We start from the raw sequence: 17,409 nt of genomic DNA, 5'->3' as shown, positions 1-17,409 counted from the left end.
GCCGACCCGATTCGTGAATCCGGCGTTCTGCCGGCGCACGAGGCCAGATTCGGCCTCGTGTGCCCGGATTCCGCTGTTTTCACGAGCGTCGGCGCCCTGGCCGGGCCCGACGGACGGGTCTACCGTCGAGGCATGAGCAGGAACGCCGGAACCGCCAGCACCATGCCGCTCCAGGGCGTCATGAACGCCGTGATGCGCACGTTGCTCAAGGCTCCCGGAGTGTCCAAGTTCATCGGCGAGCGGCTGCTCACGCTGTACGTAGTGGGCCGGAAGTCGGGCAAGGTCTTCGAGGTGCCCGTCGCGTACACGAAGCACGACGGAAATCTCCTGGTCGGCTCCCCGTTCGCGTGGGGCAAGAACCTGCGCACGGACGACCCGATCGACATCCAGCTCGCGGGCCGCCGGAGGACCGCCCACGTGCGGGTGGTCTCGGACGAGGCGGGCGTGGTCGAGCTGTACGGCGTGATCGCGGCCGACAACAAGAACTTCGCCTCGTTCAACAACATCAGCTTCACCGCCGACGGCTCCCCCGCCCCCGACGACCTGCGCCGGGCGTTCGACGGCGGTGCGAGGGTCTTCATCCTCACCCCGCACTGACGCCGCACCCGCCGGCTCATCGCGGATCGCACCACATCGGCCACAGCGGCGGGGCGTCCGGGGCGGCGATGATCGGAGCGCCGAGATCGACGAATCCGTTCCGCCCGTACAGGCGGCGATTGTCCTCCGAGGACGCCTCCAGGTAGCACGGCAACCCGCGGGCGGCGGCGCGGCACAAGCACTCCGCGAGCATCTTCGCGCCGATACCCTCTCCGCGCCGCGCCGGCAGGACCGCCATCGACGCGAGATGGATGTGCGGCTCGGCGGGCCGCACACTGTCCGTCGCCGCCTGCACCGCCCGCATCCGGCGCGCGAGCGGATCGTCGCCGGCGATTGCATCTTCCGGGCCGGACCGCGGATCCAGCCAGATCGAGACGCCCACGGCGCCCGCGCTCGGTACGACCGCCGTGGTGACGCCGCCCGTCGACATGGCCTCGGCGATCGCGGCGGCGAACATCTGCTCAAGGACAATCTCGCGGGCGGACTCGTCGGGATGCATCCAGCAGGTGAACGCGTCTTCCGCGAAGGCGGTCGCGCACTACTCATCGCCGACCCGCCAGCGCACTCGGGGGCTCGCAGCCTACGATGGCCGGCGCCGACCGGATCAGAGAGTCGTCGGTCAGCGCCTCGACCATGTACAGCGCGTAGTCGGCGCGACGCATGCGGTCACTCGCGAGGATCGGGTCGCCCACGTGCTCCCCCGCGATCGGGAGGCCCTGGCCCGGTCCCTCCTCGAGTGTGCTCGCCCGCACGAGGGTCCACGCCGCGTCACTCGCATAGATCCGTCGTGCCGCCTCGACCTGGTCGTCGATGTCCATGATCCGTGCCGCCCGCATCACTTTCGTCAGTGCGGACTGCATCAATACCGTTCGCTTCGAGTACAGATCCGCATCGTCGTACGGCACGTGCCAGCCGCACGAGAAGATCAGCCGGGCATCGGGTTCCGCGGCGTCGAGGACAGCCTGCGCCGTCCCCGAGGAGTAGCCGCGCACTCCCCACGGCACGAGGACCGTGAGCACGCCGTCGCACCCGGCGACTGCGCGACGGATCACGTCCGTGTCGTCGGTGTAGCCGGGTATCACCGTGATCCGGTCCGCGCGATCGGCGAGCTTGCCGACGCTGCGCTCCCGGCAGACCCCCACCACCTCGTAGTCGCGCCGCAGCGCCTCGTCGACCAGGTAGCGGCCGAGCTTCCCCGACGCACCCACGACGCAGACCCGTCGAATCCCCTGCTCCTTCATGACGTCTCCTTCTCGAGCTATGAAACTTACGATGTAAGTACGCTAGACTTACGCGGTAAGTTTCCGCAAGACCCGAGAGGACCTTCGTGCGAAAGAACCGGCCACCGCTGACCCGGGCGCGTGTCGTCGGCGCCGCCGTCGCGCTGGCGGACGCGACAGGTCTCGCCGCCGCCACCATGCGGGCCGTCGCCGGTGCCCTCGATGTCGAGGCGATGTCGCTGTACAACCACGTGAAGAATCGGGAGGCCCTGCTGGACGGCATGGTCGACGCGGTCTTCGCAGAGATCTCGACTCCCGCCGAATCCACCACGTGGCGCCCCGCGCTGCGCGAGATCGCCGAGCAGACCCGGGCCGCACTACAGCGGCACCCCTGGGCGATCGGCATGCTCGATTCGCGCACCACGCCTGGGCCCGCGACACTGCACCGCCACGATGCCGTCCTCGGCCTTCTGCTCTCCGCCGGCTTCTCCGCGTCAGCGGCGGTGCGCGCCGTCGCAGTGCTCGACAGTTACGTCTACGGCAGCGCACTCACCGAGAAGAGTCTTCCGCTCGGTGACGATCGCACGATCGCCGACGCGGCCACAGAACTCGCTTCGACGGTTTCCGAATCTGAATACCCGCACCTCGTCGAGGTTGCGCGAGTCCGGGCCGGCAGCCAGGGCGCCGATTCGTACGACGAGGAGTTCGCGTTCGGGCTCACACTCCTGCTGGACGGCCTCCAACCCGATTCGCCCTGACGACGGACCGGCGCTCCGACATCCGCGGCCGCGTCCGGGCGATAGGTACGCTCGGTCCAGTGTTCGCCATCCTGCGCCGCCTGATCCGCTACGCCGTGATCGCTGCCGTCCTGTCGATGGCCGCCTCGAGCGCGTGGGTGCAGTGGGAGAGCCGCTCGCGCATCCAGCAGGACGCGTCCCGGCCGTGGGTGATCGTGCTGGGCGACCGCGTGCACGACGGCGAACCCTCGGTCTATCTACGCGAGCGGCTCGACACCGCACTGACGGTCCTGCGTGAGAACCGGGCGCAGCGCGTTCTCGTCTCCGGACACGCGGCATCGACGAAGGGCGACGAGGTGGCCGCGATGCGGAAGTACCTCGAAGAGCGCGGCGTCGCCGCCGGCACCATCACCGACGACCGCTTCGGCGTGACGACGTACAACACGTGCGCCCGCGCGGCATTGGTCTTCGGGATCACGCAGGCGATCCTGGTGACGCAGGACTTCCACCTGCGCCGCGCCGTCGCGCTGTGCCAGGCGCAGGGCATCGACGCGGTGGGCGTCGAGGCGGATTCCGACGCCGGCGTCTATCTGACGGTGCGGAACTGGGTCCGCGAGGTCTCTCTGTCGCGCCCGAAGGCCGCGCTCGACGCCCTCCGCGATCCCGGACCGGTGTCGCTCGACAGGTGAGCGGGCGAGCGTCCACGACTTCCTTGCCCGGCCGGGCGACCAGCGGAAGTCGACGACTAGTCGAGCGGATCATGCCATCCGGCGCCGGCGGATCTTCATTGCATCCCAGATGCTCGGCGGATCGGCGCGATATCTCCCCGACCTGCTCTCGCGGGAGGGATCGTGAGCCCAGCACCACCCTGTGTCACTCGCGGTCCAGGTTCGCCCGTGATCGTCGCGAATCTCGACGGTCACCGCGTACCGCCAGAATCGGTCGTCTCCCGAGTGCGGTGTGAATCGTAGGGTGAGACCCGCGGTCTCCGCCCACTCGCTCGGGATGCGCCGAGCGGCTAACTGACGGACGAGCTGAGCGCCGTACTGCCTTGCCAGCGAATCAACGTTGGAGTCGTCGCGCAGGTCGAGATCGACTCCCGACGGGCCCGCTTCACGACAGAGAACGCCGATGCCCCACCAGCCCGCGATGTCGTTGTTCCGGCTACCGAAACTGGTGGCGATCCCTCGGCACACGTCTTCGAGCTCGCGGCGCCGGGGCATCGGGACGTCCCGACCTACACGTTGAAGCGGAACTCGACCACATCACCGTCGGACATGACGTAGTCCTTGCCCTCCATGCGGACCTTGCCGGCGGCTTTCGCGGCGGCCATGGTGCCGTTGGCGTCGAGGTCGGCGAAGGAGACGATCTCGGCCTTGATGAAGCCCTTCTCGAAGTCGGTGTGGATCACGCCGGCGGCCTTGGGGGCGGTGTCGCCCTTGCGGATCGTCCAGGCGCGCGACTCCTTGGGGCCGGCGGTGAGGTAGGTCTGCAGGCCCAGGGTGTGGAAGCCGGCGCGGGCGAGCGAGTCGAGGCCCGGCTCGTCCTGGCCGATGGACTCCAGCATCTCGGCCTGGTCCTCGGGGTCGAGCTCCAGCAGCTCGGACTCGATCTTGGCGTCGAGGAAGACGGCGTCGGCCGGGGCGACGGCGGCGACGAGCTCCTCGCGGCGCGCGGCGTCAGTGAGCACGCCCTCGTCGGCGTTGAAGACGTACAGGAAGGGCTTCGCGGTCATCAGGTGCAGCTCCCGGACCGGCGCGGTGTCGAAGCCGGCGCCGAACAGGGTCTTGCCGTCGGTCAGGATCGCCTCCGCGGCCTTGACGGCCTCGAGCGTCTCGACGAGCTCCTTGTTCTTGCGCGCGTCCTTCTCGAGGCGGGGCAGCGCCTTCTCGATGGTCTGCAGGTCGGCGAGGATCAGCTCGGTGGCGACGGTCTCGATGTCGGCGAGCGGGTCGACCTTGCCTGCCACGTGCACGACGTCCTCGTCGGAGAAGACGCGCACCACCTGGCAGATCGCGTCGGCCTCGCGGATGTTGGAGAGGAACTGGTTGCCCATGCCCTCGCCCTCGGAGGCGCCCTTGACGATGCCGGCGATATCGACGAAGGACACGGTGGCGGGCAGGATGCGCTCCGAGCCGAAGATCTCGGCCAGGCGGTTCAACCGCGGGTCCGGCAGGTTCACCACGCCGACGTTCGGCTCGATGGTGGCGAACGGGTAGTTCGCCGCCTCCACCTCACTGTTGGTGAGGGCGTTGAACAGGGTGGACTTGCCGACGTTGGGCAGTCCGACGATTCCGAGGGTAAGGCTCACGGGGCCTCATTCTACGTGGTCGCACGTGCGCCTCCCGACGGTGCGGGAGGTGCACTTCCCGACGGTGCAGGCCGCCCTCACCCAGGTCCGGCCCGCACCGTCGGAAAGCCCGTCGGTCAGCGGTAGAGGCTGCCCGCGATCTTGGGGTCGTCGACATTGGTCTTGTCGTACCAGTAGAAGCCGGTGTCGATGGTCTTGGGCAGCGATTCGCCCTTGATCGCCTTCACCGCAGCCGCGACGGTCTCCCGGCCGATGCCCACGGGATTCTGGGTGATGGCGCCGGCCATCAGGCCCGAGCGGATCGCGTCGATCTGCGCCGCGCCCGAGTCGAAGCCGATGATCTTGATCGCCGGCTTGTTCGCGCGCTGCGCCGCGTTGACGATGCCGGTGGCCGCGCCCTCGTTGGTGCCGTACAGGCCCGCCAGGTTCGGGTACGCCTGCATCATCGTGGCCGCGAGGTCGGCCGCCTTGGCCGGGTCGCCGCCGTACTGCACGTCGACGATGCGCACGCCGGGCGCGTTGGCCTTGATCCACTCCGTGAAGCCGTCCCGCCGATCCACACCGGTCTTCGACGTCTGATCATGTGCGATGACGCCGATCTCGCCCTTGCCGCCGATCAGGTCGACCATGCGCTTCGCGGCCTCGGCCGCCGCCGCCTTGTTGTCGGTCGACGCCGTGGTGACGGGGATGTCGCTGTCGACGCCGGAGTCGAAGGCGACGACCGGGATGCCCTTGTCCTTGGCCTGCTGCAGGATCGGCGCGACCGCGGCCGAATCGAGCGCGGCGATCGCGATCGCCGACGGGTTGCGGTCGAGCGCGGTCTGCAGGAGCTGCACCTGCTTCTCGACCTGCGTCTCGTTGTCGGGGCCCTCGAAGGTGATGGTCTTACCGAGTTCCTTCGCGGACTCCTCGGCGCCCTTGTTGACGGCCTTCCAGAACTGGTGCTGGTAGCCCTTGGAGATGATGGCGATCTGCCCGTCGCCACCCGACGAGCCGCCGCTGGAGCACGCGGTCGCGGTGGTGACCATCGCGACCGCGGCGACGGTGACGGTCGTCGCCCGGAAGATGCGCCGCAGGGGCGTCGAAGCCTTGGTGAACACGCGTTTCTCCTTGGTTGGGTGGGAGGTGGTTACCGACGGGCGTCGGTGACTCAGGGTCGTTTGCGGACGATGTCGATGTAGACGGCGACGAGGATCACCACGCCGACCGCGATGGACTGCCATTCCTGCGGGATCGACATGATCCGCAGGCCGTTCGTGAGAACGCTCATGATGAGGATGCCGATGACCGTGCCGGTGATGGTGCCGCGGCCGCCGGCGAGCGACGTGCCGCCGATGACCACCGCGGCGATCGCCTCGAGCTCCAGCCCCTGGCCGCCGGTGGGCTGGGCGGAGTTCAGCCGCGCGGCGGCGAGCACGCCGGCCAGGCCGACGAAGACGCCGGAGAAGGTGTAGACGATGACCTTCCAGTTCTTGACGTTCACGCCGGAGAGCCGGGTCGCCTCTTCGTTGCTACCGATCGCATAGGCGTAGCGGCCCAGCTTCGTCTTCGCGAGCACGATGCCGGCGATCACCGCCATGAGCGCGAGCAGCACCACGCTGAAGGGGATGCGGGCGCCCGGCACGAGGGATTTGTTGGCGATGGCGCTGAACCCCTCGACCGAGGTGAACCGGATCGGCTCGGTGCCCGAGATCACCAGCGACGCACCGATCGTCACCAGCATCATGGCGAGCGTGGCGATGAAGGGCGGTATCCCGAGGTACGCGACGACGAGGCCGTTGACGAGGCCGACGAAGGCGCCGAACAGGACGCCGCCGATCACGCCCACCCAGAGCGGCAGGTTCCAGTGCACCAGGAAGACGCCGGTCATGATGCCCGACAGGATCATCGCCGTGCCGATCGACAGATCGATGCCGCCCGTGATGATCACGATGGTGGTGCCGAGGGCGAGCAGGCCGATCGTCACCGAGGCGACCAGGATGCCCGTGAGGTTGCTGGCGGTCAGGAAGTTCGGGCTCGCGAACGAGAAGAAGATCACGATCACGATGAGGCTGACGAAGGCCAGGAACTGCTGCATCTGCCCCCTGATCCAGGAGGTCAGCGCGAAGCCGCCGGCGGCGCCGCTGTCGGGCGTGGGGGGCGCGGTGGTCGCGGTCATCACTTCACCGCCGTCTCGTGGAAGCGGGTGGCGTTCTCCATGATCGTCTCCTGGGTTGCTTCGTCGCTGTCGAGAATGGTGGCGAGGCGGCCCTCGCCCATCACCGCGATGCGGTGGGAGAGGCGCAGCACTTCGGGAAGGTCGCTGGAGATCACCATGATCGCCTTCCCCGACGCCGCCAATTGTTCGAGGAGCCGGTAGATCTCGTCCTTGGCGCCGACGTCGATGCCGCGCGTGGGCTCGTCCACGATGAGGATGTCGCAGTCGCGGGCCAGCCACTTGCCGATGATGACCTTCTGCTGGTTGCCGCCCGACAGGTTGCGCACGGCCTGCCGGATCGACGGCGTCTTGACCCGCAGCCGGGACACCATGTCGGTGGCGAGGGTGTTGAGCTCGCCGTCGCGGATCACGCCGAACCTCGAATGGGCGTCGAGCGACGACAGCGCGATGTTGTCGCGGACCGTCTGGTCGACGACGGCCCCGAATCGCTTGCGATCCTCCGAGAGGTAGCCGATGCCGAGGGCGGCCGCGGTCGCCGGGGAGTCGATCGTGCGCTCGGTGCCGTTCACCGCGATCCGGCCCGCGGTGATCGGGTCGGCGCCGATGATCGCGCGGGCCAACTCGGTGCGGCCGGCGCCCATGAGACCGGCGAAACCGAGGATCTCGCCGCGGTGCAGCTCGAACGAGATGTCTTGCAGCGGATGCCGACTGCTCAGTCCGTCGACCTTGAGGACCACGTCGCCGGGCGTCTCCGGCACCGTCGGGCGTTGCTCGTCGGCGACCTCGCGGCCGACCATCATCTCGATGATCTCGCGCATCGGCGTCGTCGCCGTGGGGCGCTGGCCCACGTACGTGCCGTCGCGCAGCACAACGATGCGGTCGGAGATGCGGGGCAGTTCGTCCATGCGGTGCGAGATGTAGACGACGCCGGTCTCGTCCGTGACGAAGCGTCCGATCAGATCGAACAGGGTCTGCACCTCGGCGTCGTTGAGGGCGGCAGTCGGTTCGTCGAGGATCAGCAGCCGTGCGTTCTCCGAGAGCGCGCGGGCGATCTCGACCATCTGCTGCTTGCCCACGGTCAGGTCCCGGACGCGCGCGTTGGGATCGATGACCATGCCGAGCCGTTCGAGCAGGGCCGTGGTGTCGCGGACGGCGCCGCGACCGTCGACGACGCCGAAGCGGGTGCGTTCGCGGCCCAGCGTGATGTTCTGGGCGACGGTGAGATCCGGAACCAGCCCCAGCTCCTGGTGGATGATGCTCACACCGAGCGACTGCGCCTGCGCGGGCGAGGTCAACTGGACCGGGGCACCGTCGATCTCGATCGTGCCCTCGTCGGGCGATTCGACCCCGCTGAGCAGTTTCATGAGCGTCGACTTGCCGGCGCCATTCTCGCCGACGAGCGCGATCCGCTCCCCCGGGTACACCTCAAGGTCGACGTGATCGAGGGCGACGACGCCGGGGAAGCGCTTGGTCACGCCGCTCATGCGGATCAGCGGGACGCGTGCGGCCGATGCGCCCGGGCCCTGCGACGTCGCTTCCACGCTCATGCACTCACCGCCCGATCCGGCGCCGACAGGCGGCGTCCTTGGTCCTTCGGTCAGGGTGGACAAGCGACCCCCCTGTGTGCTGAGTCACATTAGACATCGGATGTTTGCATGTCAATAGTCGGTGCACCGACAAGAAACGCGACGAAATCGCTAGCGCAGACGCAAACACATCAGATGTTCTGGTGTCATTGCTCGTCGGACCGCGCGCCGACGCCACCCATCGCCCGCCCGCACCAACGCGAGCGATTCCGCGACGCCCGCGCCACCCGGATGAAACGATGATCCCTGCGAACCACCACCGTGGCGTAGACATCCAGGAGGCCTCGTGTCAGCTCCCACCGCTCCGTCGACCACGGAGACCGACGGCGACATCACCTACGTCCGGACGGACCCGGACCTGCCACCCGTCGCCGTGATCGATCGCAGCCCGATCACCACCAAGCACAAGGTGATCTTCGGCGTGATCGCACTCATCGGCGCCGGCGCGTGGGCGATGATCGCCCTCGCCCGCGGCGAATCCGTGAACGCCGTGTGGTTCGTGCTCGCCGCGATCTGCACCTACGTGGTCGGCTACCGCTTCTACGCCCGCCTCATCGAGCTCAAGGTGGTCCGCCCGCGCGACGACCACGCCACACCCGCGGAGGTGCTGGAGAACGGCACCGACTACCTGCCCACGGACCGGCGCGTGCTGTTCGGGCACCACTTCGCCGCGATCGCCGGCGCCGGGCCGCTCGTGGGTCCCGTGCTGGCCGCGCAGATGGGCTACCTGCCGGGCACCATCTGGATCATCGTCGGCGCGCTGGTCGCCGGCTGCGTCCAGGACTACCTCGTGCTGTGGGTCGCGACCCGCCGCCGCGGCCGCTCCCTGGGCCAGATGATCCGCGACGAGCTCGGCCCCGTCGGCGGCGCGGCCGCGATCATCGGCATCGCGGCGATCATGACCATCCTCATCGCGGTGCTCGCGCTCGTCGTGGTGCAAGCGCTGGGCCACAGCCCGTGGGGCGTCTTCTCCATCGCCGCGACCATCCCCATCGCGCTGTTCATGGGCGTCTACCTCCGCTTCCTCCGCCCCGGCCGGGTCTCGGAGGTCTCGCTCATCGGCTGCGTGCTGCTGCTCGCCGCGGTGATCGGCGGCCGTTACGTGGGCGAGAGCAGCTGGGGCAAGGACCTGTTCACGCTCACCCCGGTCCAGCTGAGCTGGGCGATCATCATCTACGGCTTCGCCGCCTCCGTGCTCCCGGTGTGGCTGCTGCTCGCGCCGCGCGACTACCTGTCGACCTTCATGAAGGTCGGCACCATCGTGCTGCTGGCCATCGGCATCATCATCGCCCGCCCGCTCATGGAGGCGCCCGCCGTCTCCGATTTCGCGACTCGCGGCGACGGTCCGGTCTTCGCCGGCTCCCTGTTCCCGTTCCTGTTCATCACCATCGCGTGCGGCGCCCTCTCCGGCTTCCATTCCCTGGTCAGCTCCGGCACCACGCCGAAGCTGTTGGAGAAGGAGGGGCAGATGCGGCTGATCGGCTACGGCGGCATGCTCACCGAGTCCTTCGTCGCGATCATGGCGCTGATCACCGCGTCGATCATCAACCAGCACTTCTACTTCGCGATGAACGCGCCGATCGCCAAGACGGGCGGCACCGCGGAGACCGCCGCCACCTACGTCAATTCGCTGGGCCTGAGCGGCGATCCCGTCACCGGCCAGCAACTGTCCCAGGCGGCGAAGGACGTCGGCGAGGAGTCCATCGTCTCCCGCACGGGCGGCGCACCAACGCTGGCCTTCGGCATGTCCGAGGTGCTACACCAGGTGTTCGGCGGCTCGTCCATGAAGTCCTTCTGGTACCACTTCGCGATCATGTTCGAGGCGCTGTTCATCCTCACCACGGTCGATGCCGGCACCCGCGTCGCCCGGTTCCTCGTCTCGGACGCCCTGAGCAACCTGGGCGGCCCCTTCCAGCGGCTCAAGGACCCGAGCTGGCGCGTCGGTGCGTGGGTCGCCTCGCTGCTCGTCGTGGCCGCATGGGGCAGCATCCTGCTCATGGGCGTGACCGACCCCCTGGGCGGCATCAACACGCTCTTCCCGCTGTTCGGCATCGCCAACCAGCTGCTCGCCGCCATGGCGCTCACGGTGGTCGTCGTGGTGGTGGTCAAGAAGGGCTACTACAAGTGGGTCTGGATACCCGCGATCCCGCTCGTCTGGGACCTCATCGTGACCATGACCGCCTCCTGGCAGAAGATCTTCAGCTCCGATCCGGCGGTCGGCTACTGGAAGCAGCACAGCAACTTCAAGGCCGCCGCCGAAGCCGGCAAGTCCTCGTTCGGCTCCGCCAAGACGCCGGAGGCCATCGACGCGGTGGTGCGCAACACCTTCATCCAGGGCACGCTGTCGATCGTCTTCGCGCTCATGGTGCTCATCGTCGTGATCATGGGCGTGTGGACCGTCTACCGCACGGTCTCCGGGAACGGCCGCCCGCTCACCGAGGAGGAACCGGTGCCCAGCAAGCTGTTCGCGCCGAGCGGCCTCATCCCCACCGCCGCCGAGAGGAAGGTGCAGGAGCAATGGGACGCCCAGGGAGTGACTCGATCATCCGGGCACTGAAGGCGGTCCGCTGGTACGTGGGCTCGGTCATGGGCGACAACCACTACCAGCGGTACGTCGAGCACCGTCGCGCGACGCATCCGGGCGAGCCCGTGATGACGGAGCGCGAGTACTGGAAGGCGCGCCACGACGGCGCGACGGTGCAGGCCCGCTGCTGCTGAGCCCGCCGCCACGGTGATGTCCGAAAGCCGCTAGCGCACGTCGCCGCGCGATGCCAGAGTCGAAGGCGTGACCACCAGCTCACCCCACCTCGACTTCGACCGGTGCTACCGGGCGATCGCCGGGCGCGATCCCCGGTTCGACGGCCAGTTCTACACCGCCGTCGCCACCACCGGCATCTACTGCCGCCCGTCGTGCCCCGCGACCACCCCCAAGGCCGCGAACGTGAGCTTCCACCTCACGGCCGCCGCGGCGCAGGCCGCGGGCTACCGGGCGTGCCGGCGCTGCCTTCCCGACGCCGTACCCGGCTCGCCCCGGTGGAACCTCGAATCCGACCTCGCCGCGCGGGCCATGCGCCTCATCGCCGACGGGGTGGTCGACCGGTCCGGGGTGACGGGCCTGGCGGAGCGGCTCGGCTACAGCTCGCGACAGCTCACCCGGGTCCTCACCGCGGAACTCGGCGCCGGCCCACTGGCACTCGCGCGGGCGCACCGCGCCACCACCGCGCGGATCCTCATCACCGGCACGACGCTGCCCTTCTCCGACATCGCCTTCGCCGCCGGCTTCACGTCGATCCGCCAGTTCAACGACACGATCCGCGAGGTCTTCGCACGGACCCCGTCGGAGCTGCGGACGCAGCGCGGCCCCGACCCGGCGGCCCCGTCGACCGGGGAGCTGAGCCTGCGCCTCGCGCTGCGCGGCCCCTACGCCACCGGCTGGGTGCGGTGGTTCCTCGCAGCGCACGCCGTCGCGGGCCTCGAGCACGCCGACGGTGACCGCTACACCCGCGTCCTGAGCCTGCCGGGCGGGAACGGGATCGCCGGCATCGATCTGGGGCCCGCCCCGGACGGGTACGTCCGCGCCACTCTCTCGCTCGCCGCGATGAGCGACCTGTCGACCGCAGTCGCGCGGCTCCGGCACCTGCTGGACCTGGACGCCGACCCCACCGCCGTGGACGAGGCGCTGGCCGCCGATCCGCAGCTGGCGCCGCTCGTCGCCGCGACGCCCGGCATCCGGCTGTTCGGCACCGTCGACCCCGCGGAACTACTGCTGCGCACCATGATCGGGCAACAGATCTCCATCGCCGCGGCGGCCACACACCAGGCCCGGCTCGTCGAGGCGCTCGGGGCGGAGGTCGACGACCCGTCGGGCAGGGTGCGGCGCGCCTTCCCCACCCCGGCCGCCGTCGCCGAGCGGGGCGGCGAGGTGCTCACCGGCCCGCGAACCCGGATCGCCGCGATCCTCGGCGTCGCGACCGAGCTGGCCGAGGGGCGGCTCGTGCTGCACGGCGGCATGCCCAGGGAGGAGGCGCGCGCGGAGCTGCTGCGGCTTAAGGGAGTCGGGCCGTGGACCGCCGACTACGTGGCGATGCGCCTGCTCGCCGACCCCGATACCCTCCTCGCGTCCGACCTCGTGGTCGCGAAGGGCGCGGAAGCCCTCGGGCTCGACATCACCGAGAACCGGTGGAGCCCGTGGGGCAGCTACGTCTCCCTGCACCTGTGGAACCACTCGCTCACCACCGACCGGAGGATCACGCCGTGACCGCCCACTTCGCCACCGTCTCCACGCCCGCCGGGCCCTTCACCGCCGTCGTCGACGCCGACGGGGCCGTCCTCGCCTCGGGCTGGACCGCGGACCCCGGCGACCTGCTGCCCGTCATCCACGCGACGCTGCGGCCCATCGCCGTCGACGAGCGCGCCGAGCTCGGCGCCGTCACCCGGGCCGTCGCGGCCTTCCACACCGGCGAGGTGACCGCGATCGACGACATCGTCGTGCGCCAGCGCTCCGGCGCCTTCGTCGAGCACGCCTGGGACGTGCTGCGCACCGTCGAACCCGGAAAGCCCGTGACGTACACGGAGTACGCCGACCTGTCCGGGCGCCCGGCGGCGGTCCGTGCCGCGGCAATGGCCTGCGCGCGCAACGCGGCGGCGCTGTTCGTGCCCTGCCACCGGGTACTGCGGCTGGACGGCTCCCTCGGCGGATTCCGGTGGGGACTCGCCGTGAAGGAGTGGCTGTTGGACCACGAGGCACATACGATCGCGACGTGAGCGAAGAGACGACGACCCCGCCGCCGGGCAAGAAGACCCGCAGCGAGGTCTACGGCGAGGCCGGCCGCTGGCTGGCCACCTGGAGCTGGCGAACCGTCGCGGTCGCGGCGATGCTGTTCGTACTCAGCTGGATCATCGGCGAGTTCTGGACGATCCTGCTGCCCGTGCTGCTGGCGATCCTGCTGTGCACCGTGCTGTGGCCGCCCGTGCGCTGGCTGCGCAGCAAGGGCCTGCCGCCCGCGCTCGCCACCGCGCTCGTCCTGCTGCTCTCCCTGGGCCTCCTCGGCGGCGTCATCGGCGCCATCGCGCCGTCCATCGGCGGGCAGTCCAAGGAGATCGCCGACCGCGCCGTCGAGGGCGTCGGCAAGGTGCAGAAGTGGGCGCAGGGCCCGCCGCTGAACCTGCAGGACGAGCAGATCAGCAAGTTCGTCACGTCGATCACCAAGAAGCTGCAGGAGAGCGCCGAGACCATCGCGTCGGGCGTCTTCACCGGCGTCAGCGCCGCCGGCTCCTTCGTGGTGGCGATCGTGATGGTCGCGATGCTGACCTTCTTCTTCCTCAAGGACGGCGACAAGTTCATGCCGTGGCTGCGACGCCACTCCGGCACGCCCGTCTCGGAGCACTTCGCCGAACTGCTCAGCCGCATCTGGACCACCCTGGGCGGCTTCATCCGCACGCAGGCGCTGGTCAGCTTCATCGACGCCCTGTTCATCGGCCTCGGCCTGGTGATCCTGCAGGTGCCCCTGGCCGGGGCGCTGGCCGTGATCACCTTCCTCGGCGGCTTCATCCCCATCGTCGGTGCCTTCGTCGCCGGCGCGCTGGCGGTGGTCGTGGCGCTGGTGACCAACGGTCCCGGTACCGCCCTGGCCGTCCTCGCCGTGGTGATCGCCGTGCAGCAGCTCGAGGGCAACGTCCTCTCCCCGATCCTGCAGTCCCGCTCGATGGAGCTGCACCCCGCGATCGTGCTGCTCGCCATCGCCTTCGGCAGCACCCAGTTCGGCATCATCGGCGCCTTCCTCGCGGTGCCCGTCGCCGCGGCCATCGCGGTGCTGTTCCGGTACCTCGGCGAGCTCGTCGACGAACAGACCGGCGAGACGCCACCGCCCGAGGAGGAACCGAAGCCCAGCTTCTGGGACAAGTTCCGGCGCAAGCCCGCGGCACCGGCGGCGGACCCGGCGAAGGACACCCCGGCCGAGACGGCCTGAAACTTGTCAGTGGGGGCGTCCATGCTGACGGCATGGACCTCTCGCATCTGATCGTCGCGCTGCTGGCGCTGCTGGTCGGCGGCGCCGTGGGGATCATCCTGGCCCGGTCCCTACCCGCGCCGCCCGGCCGGTCCGACGGTGCCGGGCCCACCCCCGACGCGGTGGCCGGGCCGGTGAACGCGCTGCTCGCGCCGCTGCGGCAGACCCTGGATTCGCTGGGCCACGAGTTCGCCGTGGCCGAGCGCAGCCGCGTCGCGGCGTTCGCGGGGCTGCGGGAGCAGATCGGCACCGTCGCGCGCACGAGCGAGGCCCTGCGCGCCGAGACCGCGACGCTGCGCTCCGCGATGAAGTCGTCCACGGTGCGCGGCCGCTGGGGCGAGTTGCAGCTGGAACGGGTGGTGGAGCTGGCCGGGCTGAGCCGGCACTGCGACTTCTCCACCCAGGTGGGCGGCACGGTCGGTGACGCGCGGGTCCGGCCCGACGTCGTGGTGCACCTCGCAGGCGGACGCGATCTGGCGGTCGACGCGAAGGTGCCGCTGGACGCGTACCTGCAGCTGCTCGAGGCGCCGCCGGCGCAGCACGCCGCCCTGCTCTCCGACCACGCCCGCCGGTTCCGCTCCCACGTCGTGCAGCTGGCGGGCAAGCGGTACTGGGAGGCCGTCGGCTCGCCGGAGCTCGTGGTGATGTTCGTGCCCGCCGAGGCCTTCCTCGACGCCGCGCTGCAGGCCGACCCCGAGCTGCTCGAATTCGCCCTCGACCGGAATGTGGTGCTCGCCACACCGACCACCCTCGTCGCGATGCTCCGCGCCGTCGCGCTGAGCTGGCGGCAACACGCCCTCGGCGAGGATGCGGCGCGGATCCAGGCCCTCGGCCGCGAACTGAACGAGCGATTCGACGTTCTGAACAGCCACTTCTCCTCACTGGGTACGGCGTTGGGCAGGACCGTCGAGGCGTTCAACGCCACCGTCGGCTCGTACAACTCGCGGGTGGGCGTCACCGCCCGCCGTCTGGCCGATCTGGATTCCATGCCCGACGGTGCGCGCGACGATCCGCTGGAGCTCGACCGCGCGCCGCGGGCCGTCCCCACGGCGGCAGATTCTCGGTTCTCACAGCCTTAACCGGTACGGTTCACCTGTGTCGAAGTTCCCACCGTCCCGCTCCCAGGTGCCCGTCGACGAGCGTTCCGTGCTCGCGACGGTGCCCGGACTGCCGTGGTGGGGCGCCGTCCTGACCATGCTGGTCTTCACCGCGGCGGGCGCCCTCGCCTCGGGGGAGTTCGCGGGCGCGAACGCCGGTGTGCTCGCGATGTCGGTCGGCGCGGTCGTCGCCGTGCTCGCCGTGCGCAACCGCGCGCTGTTCACCGCGATGGTGCAGCCCCCGCTCATCATCGCCACCGCGATCCCGCTGTACCGCTGGTTCTCCCTCCCCAGCCCGCGCAAGACCAGCCAGATCCTCACCGACGTGCTGTTCCCCATGATCTCGCTGTTCCCGTGGATGTTCTGGACCACCGTGATCGTGCTGGTCATCGGCGGCGCGCGCCTGCTGCAGTACCGCTCGCTCACCGCGAACGCCCGCAGCGCACAGCGCGGCGGAGCGACGTCGGGGACGAAGGCCTCGCTCGCCAAGGCCGGCGCCAAGGCGGGCGCCAAAGTCGGATCCAAGGCCGGTGCGGCGAAGCCGGAGACGGCGAAGCCCGCCCTCGCCGGCGCTGCGAAGCCCGCTGCAGGCGCTGGAGCCACGGGTGCCGCGGCCGGCGGGAAACGGCCCGCCGAGTCCGCCGGGCTGCCACTGGGCGAGCGGATCCGTGCGGCGTTCACCCGCCTGCGCCCCGCGCCCGCGGCGGGCGCGGTGGGCGCCGCTGCCCTCGTCGGCGACGGCGCCGACCGCTCGGAGCGGCACCAGAGCCGCTCCACCGAGCACCACTCGAGCCGCGCCGTCCGGGACCGGGCGGATCGGGCCGACCGTCGCGAACCCGCAGAGGCCGACGCCGCGGTCCGGGGCCGCAGCTCGGCCGCGCGCCGCGAGGACCCGCGCCGGGATCTCCGCCGCGACGAGGTGCGGCGCGACGAGCAGCGCCGGGACTCGGCAGCGCGCCTCGCGCGGACCCGCGAAGAGATCGCCGCGCGCGACGCCGGAGCACCCGCGACCCAGATCAACCGTGTCATCCGGCCCGACTCGGGGCAGATCCCGCGACCGCCGATGCCGAGGCGTCCCGGCGAGGACGACCGTCGGGCGGTACCGCGCGGCGCCCGGCCCCGCCCCGCCGTCGCGCAGGGCGACCGGCCGCGGCCCGGGATCCACGACTCACGGGAACTGCGGCACGACGACGAGCGTCGCCGGATCGGTGAGCCCCAGCCCCGGTGGCGCACTCCGCGGGGTCCTGAGGGACGCCCGGACGCCCCCGCCGCGCGCGCGGCGGCCCCCGCCGACTCGCGCGACTACCGGCGCGAGGCCGGCGACATCGACCGCGCCCGCGGCGTGGACCCCGCGGCGCCCCGCGCCGGGCGGGAGCGCTCGCAGATCCCGCGCGACGACTTCGCCTCGCTCCCCCGCATCTCCGGCAGCCGCGCCGCGCAGCCCGACCTCCCCAGCCTGACCGGCGAGGAGCGGACCGCGCGCCGGGGCGAGACACCGTCGAACCCGGGACGCTACGAGCACTACCGGCCCCCGCGCTACCGTCCGCAGAGCGAGGACTCGGCGGTGGAGACCAACTTCCGGGACGACTTCACGGAGCCCGCCGACGAGCCCCGGCAGATCCGCCGGCACCGCTACAAGGACTGACTCCTCCCACAGCACGCGAAAGGGCGCGCCACCGGATCCGGTGGCGCGCC

General features: G+C 70.4%; 16 protein-coding genes. 10 read left to right on the top strand and 6 right to left on the bottom strand.

Features of this window, described 5'->3' with window-relative positions; all coding sequences use genetic code 11:
* Nucleotides 1-132 precede the first annotated feature (132 nt).
* Entirely contained in the window at nt 133-597 is a 465-nt protein-coding gene (locus LB823_RS06210) for a nitroreductase/quinone reductase family protein (RefSeq protein WP_224645892.1), read from the top strand.
* A 16-nt stretch (nt 598-613) separates the two neighbouring features.
* On the opposite strand, the gene LB823_RS06205 is transcribed toward LB823_RS06210, so the two are convergent.
* Both LB823_RS06205 and LB823_RS06200 read right to left on the bottom strand, forming a co-directional pair.
* A complete protein-coding gene (locus LB823_RS06205) occupies nt 614-1,096 on the bottom strand; it encodes an N-acetyltransferase (RefSeq protein ID WP_224645891.1) in 483 nt (160 codons plus the stop codon).
* A gap of 43 nt (nt 1,097-1,139) precedes the next feature.
* Nucleotides 1,140-1,838 carry an NAD(P)-dependent oxidoreductase gene (locus tag LB823_RS06200; protein ID WP_224645890.1) on the bottom strand — a complete coding sequence of 233 codons (699 nt, stop codon included), beginning with the start codon at nt 1,836-1,838 and terminating at the stop codon, nt 1,140-1,142.
* An 86-nt stretch (nt 1,839-1,924) separates the two neighbouring features.
* Between LB823_RS06200 and LB823_RS06195 the strand changes: the two genes are divergently transcribed.
* Both LB823_RS06195 and LB823_RS06190 read left to right on the top strand, forming a co-directional pair.
* Nucleotides 1,925-2,575 carry a TetR/AcrR family transcriptional regulator gene (locus LB823_RS06195; protein WP_224645889.1) on the top strand — a complete coding sequence of 217 codons (651 nt, stop codon included), beginning with the start codon at nt 1,925-1,927 and terminating at the stop codon, nt 2,573-2,575.
* Between the two features lie 59 nt (nt 2,576-2,634).
* Nucleotides 2,635-3,243, top strand: coding sequence for a vancomycin high temperature exclusion protein (locus tag LB823_RS06190; RefSeq protein ID WP_224645888.1), 609 nt, complete (start codon nt 2,635-2,637; stop codon nt 3,241-3,243).
* A gap of 548 nt (nt 3,244-3,791) precedes the next feature.
* On the opposite strand, the gene ychF is transcribed toward LB823_RS06190, so the two are convergent.
* From ychF to LB823_RS06170, 4 genes are all read right to left on the bottom strand, one after another.
* Nucleotides 3,792-4,865, bottom strand: coding sequence for a redox-regulated ATPase YchF (gene ychF, locus LB823_RS06185; protein WP_224645887.1), 1,074 nt, complete (start codon nt 4,863-4,865; stop codon nt 3,792-3,794).
* A gap of 116 nt (nt 4,866-4,981) precedes the next feature.
* Nucleotides 4,982-5,965, bottom strand: coding sequence for an ABC transporter substrate-binding protein (locus tag LB823_RS06180; protein WP_224645886.1), 984 nt, complete (start codon nt 5,963-5,965; stop codon nt 4,982-4,984).
* A 50-nt stretch (nt 5,966-6,015) separates the two neighbouring features.
* Nucleotides 6,016-7,023: an ABC transporter permease gene (locus LB823_RS06175; RefSeq protein WP_224645885.1), complete on the bottom strand. Its 1,008-nt coding sequence runs from the start codon at nt 7,021-7,023 to the stop codon at nt 6,016-6,018.
* Nucleotides 7,023-8,570, bottom strand: coding sequence for a sugar ABC transporter ATP-binding protein (locus LB823_RS06170; protein ID WP_224645884.1), 1,548 nt, complete (start codon nt 8,568-8,570; stop codon nt 7,023-7,025). The genes LB823_RS06175 and LB823_RS06170 overlap by 1 nt, the downstream gene beginning before the upstream one ends.
* 325 nt (nt 8,571-8,895) lie before the next feature.
* On the opposite strand from LB823_RS06170, the gene LB823_RS06165 reads away from it, so the two are divergent.
* The 7 genes from LB823_RS06165 (at nt 8,896) to LB823_RS06135 (ending at nt 17,359) form a co-directional block, all read left to right on the top strand.
* Nucleotides 8,896-11,166: a carbon starvation CstA family protein gene (locus tag LB823_RS06165; RefSeq protein WP_224645883.1), complete on the top strand. Its 2,271-nt coding sequence runs from the start codon at nt 8,896-8,898 to the stop codon at nt 11,164-11,166.
* Nucleotides 11,127-11,327, top strand: a complete 201-nt coding sequence (locus LB823_RS06160) for a YbdD/YjiX family protein (protein WP_224645882.1) — start codon at nt 11,127-11,129, stop codon at nt 11,325-11,327. The genes LB823_RS06165 and LB823_RS06160 overlap by 40 nt, the downstream gene beginning before the upstream one ends.
* A gap of 67 nt (nt 11,328-11,394) precedes the next feature.
* The gene (locus tag LB823_RS06155; protein WP_224645881.1) at nt 11,395-12,867 is read left to right on the top strand and encodes an AlkA N-terminal domain-containing protein; all 1,473 of its coding nucleotides are present in this window, start codon (nt 11,395-11,397) and stop codon (nt 12,865-12,867) included.
* The gene (locus LB823_RS06150; protein ID WP_224645880.1) at nt 12,864-13,373 is read left to right on the top strand and encodes a methylated-DNA--[protein]-cysteine S-methyltransferase; all 510 of its coding nucleotides are present in this window, start codon (nt 12,864-12,866) and stop codon (nt 13,371-13,373) included. The genes LB823_RS06155 and LB823_RS06150 overlap by 4 nt, the downstream gene beginning before the upstream one ends.
* Complete coding sequence (locus tag LB823_RS06145) at nt 13,370-14,578, top strand: AI-2E family transporter (RefSeq protein ID WP_224645879.1); 1,209 nt, start codon at nt 13,370-13,372, stop codon at nt 14,576-14,578. The genes LB823_RS06150 and LB823_RS06145 overlap by 4 nt, the downstream gene beginning before the upstream one ends.
* Nucleotides 14,579-14,610: 32 nt before the next feature.
* Nucleotides 14,611-15,696 carry a DNA recombination protein RmuC gene (locus tag LB823_RS06140; protein WP_224645878.1) on the top strand — a complete coding sequence of 362 codons (1,086 nt, stop codon included), beginning with the start codon at nt 14,611-14,613 and terminating at the stop codon, nt 15,694-15,696.
* Between the two features lie 16 nt (nt 15,697-15,712).
* On the top strand, nt 15,713-17,359 hold the full coding sequence (locus LB823_RS06135) for a DUF6542 domain-containing protein (RefSeq protein WP_224645877.1): 1,647 nt from the start codon (nt 15,713-15,715) through the stop codon (nt 17,357-17,359).
* The last annotated feature ends 50 nt before the right edge of the window (nt 17,360-17,409 follow it).

The organism is Tsukamurella sp. M9C (assembly GCF_020169415.1).
Classification (GTDB): Bacteria; Actinomycetota; Actinomycetes; order Mycobacteriales; family Mycobacteriaceae; genus Tsukamurella.
Note: the sequence above shows the minus strand (reverse complement) of the source record. Positions and strands in the feature narration are given on the sequence as shown.

What these genes read in the sequence shown, in the direction of transcription:
- LB823_RS06210 (WP_224645892.1), top strand. Translation starts at nt 133, where the DNA reads ATGAGCAGGAACGCCGGAACCGCCAGCACCATGCCGCTCCAGGGCGTC.
- LB823_RS06205 (WP_224645891.1), bottom strand. Translation starts at nt 1,096, where the DNA reads ATGCATCCCGACGAGTCCGCCCGCGAGATTGTCCTTGAGCAGATGTTC.
- LB823_RS06200 (WP_224645890.1), bottom strand. Translation starts at nt 1,838, where the DNA reads ATGAAGGAGCAGGGGATTCGACGGGTCTGCGTCGTGGGTGCGTCGGGG.
- LB823_RS06175 (WP_224645885.1), bottom strand. Translation starts at nt 7,023, where the DNA reads ATGACCGCGACCACCGCGCCCCCCACGCCCGACAGCGGCGCCGCCGGC.
- LB823_RS06170 (WP_224645884.1), bottom strand. Translation starts at nt 8,570, where the DNA reads ATGAGCGTGGAAGCGACGTCGCAGGGCCCGGGCGCATCGGCCGCACGC.
- LB823_RS06160 (WP_224645882.1), top strand. Translation starts at nt 11,127, where the DNA reads ATGGGACGCCCAGGGAGTGACTCGATCATCCGGGCACTGAAGGCGGTC.
- LB823_RS06140 (WP_224645878.1), top strand. Translation starts at nt 14,611, where the DNA reads ATGGACCTCTCGCATCTGATCGTCGCGCTGCTGGCGCTGCTGGTCGGC.